This window comes from Bacillus sp. 491mf (assembly GCF_900112415.1).
Classification (GTDB): domain Bacteria; phylum Bacillota; class Bacilli; order Bacillales; family Bacillaceae_G; genus Bacillus_A.
On record NZ_FOLV01000087.1, the window covers coordinates 1 to 2761 of the forward strand.

Below are 2761 nucleotides of genomic sequence, written 5' to 3' on the forward strand. Positions count from 1 at the left end.
GCGACTCCCTTATGTTAACATCTCAGTTATTCAATGTCAACTAAGTTTTTTGTTTTGTTTGTCGCGTTTTTGATTTGTTTCATCAGCGACTCGTATAATATTACACCCTTATTTAATAAGAGTCAATGTCTTTTTTAAAAATATATTAATTTAAGAGGAGAACACCACACTCGCCCTGTTAATGAAGTATAAATCGGATTAACCTCCTAATTTGGGCATACTATCCGACAAGAAAAAGTCTCGCTTCATGCTCTAACTTCTTTAATAAAATTCATTTGGCAATAAGTCCAAAATACTAGAATGGACCCTTCTGTTATTATAAAACGCAATATATAGCTATTTCTGAATAAGCTTCATCGAATATTTAAGGGTATTTCCCATCACTTTTCTCACCTGTTACAATCACCACAACCGTAATGACACGTTCTTCACTCATCGTAATATACTTTTCTCACAATGAGTGGAGTAGTTTTATAAGAAATGATTAGAAGTACTAAATTTGAAAGAAAGGAGCACGCCTTTCTTTGTTCATAATTTCAGAATAATTCTAAATGTAACACCCTTATCATTATTATTAAAAACTTCAATTTTCCCGTTATGCTTATTAACAATACTATTAGCAATGGTAAGGCCTAAACCCAAGCCCCCCGTTTTTCGATTTCGCGATTTTTCTCCTCTGTATAAAGGAGAAAATATATATGGAATATTCTTATCTAGAATACCAGGACCGTTATCTGATATTGATAAACAAATATGATTTTCTACACTAATCTCTAAGTTCACCTGTATTTGTCCTTTAACAGGAGTATATTGTATTGCATTTGATAAAATATTATTAACTGCACGAGATAATAGATAATAATCTCCCTTAAAAATAATATCCCCACACGAAGTAAAAGTTATTTCTTGTTCTTTTTTCACTAATTCTGGTTCAAATCCTTGAATTAATTCCTTCATAACAGCGGTGAAATTTAATTCTTCTAGATCCAAAGGCTTTTCTAAATAATTCACTTGGGTGAAAGAGTGTAAATCAGAAATTAATTCATTTAAAACACTTGCTTTCTCATAACTAATGTCTATATATTTCTTCCTTTTCTCAGGTGTATTTGCAATTCCTTTTTTTAACCCCTCTAAATATCCCCTTATTGAAAATAAGGGAGTTCTTAAATCATGTATAATAGAAGAAAAAAACAACTTCCGTTCTTGTTCCATTTGCTCTTGTTTTTCCAAAGCTTCTTTCAAGCGACCTTGTAAAGTTAAAAAAGATTCTGATAGATTATTAATTTCTTTAATAGGAGTGTGTGGTAAAGTGAAATGCTACTCTTTTCTAGCAATCGCCTTTACTACTTGTTGGAAATCAACAAGCGGTTCTAATGCTCTCTTTTTAACAAATCTATTACATAAGAGTAGCATAATTCCACTTGAAATAATCCAAATCCATAATCCTCCCCATTCATTAATAATATAATTCAAACGTTATTTTACAAAAGGCTTCAATAATTAATTGCGAAATTTCATCATCATTTGCTTGACGCTGTTTTGCTTCATAATGATAACGTTGACCCTAAAAAATGAGATAAATTCATAAAGTTTCACATAATATACACAAATCAACTAACTACCCTATGATAAAATGGAAATTATGAACAGTTAATAAACAATAGGCCATTATGGTCTATTTTTATATGTCTATCAGCTGATTACCAATATAAGTACTGTCATAATGTTATTTTAAAACGTAATGGAGATGATAAAATATGACAACCTGGTTTATAGTTTCGTTGGTTATTATGTTTACTCTTAAATTAATACTAACTTCTCTTCCATCTTCTGTTGTAGAATCGTTTACCAACAAATTTCAATTACACCCAACGCTCGATGATACGGCTGCTACCGTAACCATCGATGGAAAATCTTTAGAAGGTGAAGAAAAGATTCAAGTTATTAATCAATTTAACCAAGCGCTATTTTTAGAGAAATACTATTTCCCTCCACAGAGCAGTGGAACACCATTGGTCATCAATACTAAGAGGGGCAAGAAGGATGTTAGTTTTTCTATATACAGTTACAACGACCACGTTGATGTAATCAAACAGTATAAGAAAAAGGTAGTCGCGTATAGTCTTCGTTCTGATAGCCTTCAAAAGCGTTCCATGTTAGTAACTGGAGATGTAGTTTAAAAAGATCGTCAACGAGGCGATCTTTTTTTTTCGGAAAAAATCTTAAATAACAATGATATTCGCAAGTAGATTCACGCAGTATTTAACACGTAAAAAAGCTCAAAGTTTTAGCTCTGAGCTTTTTATAAGGTTTATTCCATTAAATCCCCTTGATCAATTAAAAACATATTAATCAGCAATTCCCTTTGCAAGCAATAGGAAATATACACTTACCAATACTCCGCCATTTAATACAATACCAATTATTCCTGATAACCACTGCTTTGATATGATAGCAAAAACAATTCCAAGTAGTGAAAGTGTACCTAGAATGACAATAATCAAGGATAAATTCGCATTAGGCCCTCTTAGAACTAAGAACGAAAATACACTTGCGATGAACGTTAGAAACGAAAAAATCCCAAACTTATTCATACTCTTTCTCCCTTGTTTAGCATTGTATTTATGTATATACAAAAAAGACGAGTCATTCTGACTCGTCTCAAGTTGCCTGGCAACGTCCTACTCTCACAGGGACAAAGTCCCAACTACCATCGGCGCTAGAGAGCTTAACTTCCGTGTTCGGTATGGGAACGGGTGTG

Annotated in this window: 4 protein-coding genes and 1 rRNA gene; 1 reads left to right on the forward strand and 4 read right to left on the reverse strand. The window is 32.5% G+C overall.

All coding sequences use genetic code 11. From position 1 onward, the window contains the following. Positions 1-528: 528 nt before the first annotated feature. Both BM211_RS25640 and BM211_RS26630 read right to left on the reverse strand, forming a co-directional pair. Positions 529-1242, reverse strand: a complete 714-nt coding sequence (locus tag BM211_RS25640) for a sensor histidine kinase (protein ID WP_091000208.1) — start codon at positions 1240-1242, stop codon at positions 529-531. A gap of 75 nt (positions 1243-1317) precedes the next feature. After that, complete coding sequence (locus tag BM211_RS26630) at positions 1318-1473, reverse strand: hypothetical protein (protein WP_156107959.1); 156 nt, start codon at positions 1471-1473, stop codon at positions 1318-1320. 284 nt (positions 1474-1757) lie between these two features. On the opposite strand from BM211_RS26630, the gene BM211_RS25645 reads away from it, so the two are divergent. Beyond that, complete coding sequence (locus tag BM211_RS25645; RefSeq protein ID WP_035434866.1) at positions 1758-2180, forward strand: YfmQ family protein; 423 nt, start codon at positions 1758-1760, stop codon at positions 2178-2180. Between the two features lie 168 nt (positions 2181-2348). Here BM211_RS25645 and BM211_RS25650 read toward each other — a convergent pair whose 3' ends face one another. Both BM211_RS25650 and rrf read right to left on the reverse strand, forming a co-directional pair. Beyond that, a complete protein-coding gene (locus tag BM211_RS25650; RefSeq protein ID WP_035434867.1) occupies positions 2349-2594 on the reverse strand; it encodes a hypothetical protein in 246 nt (81 codons plus the stop codon). Between the two features lie 74 nt (positions 2595-2668). After that, positions 2669-2761, reverse strand: a 5S ribosomal RNA gene (rrf, locus tag BM211_RS25655); the annotation flags it as partial.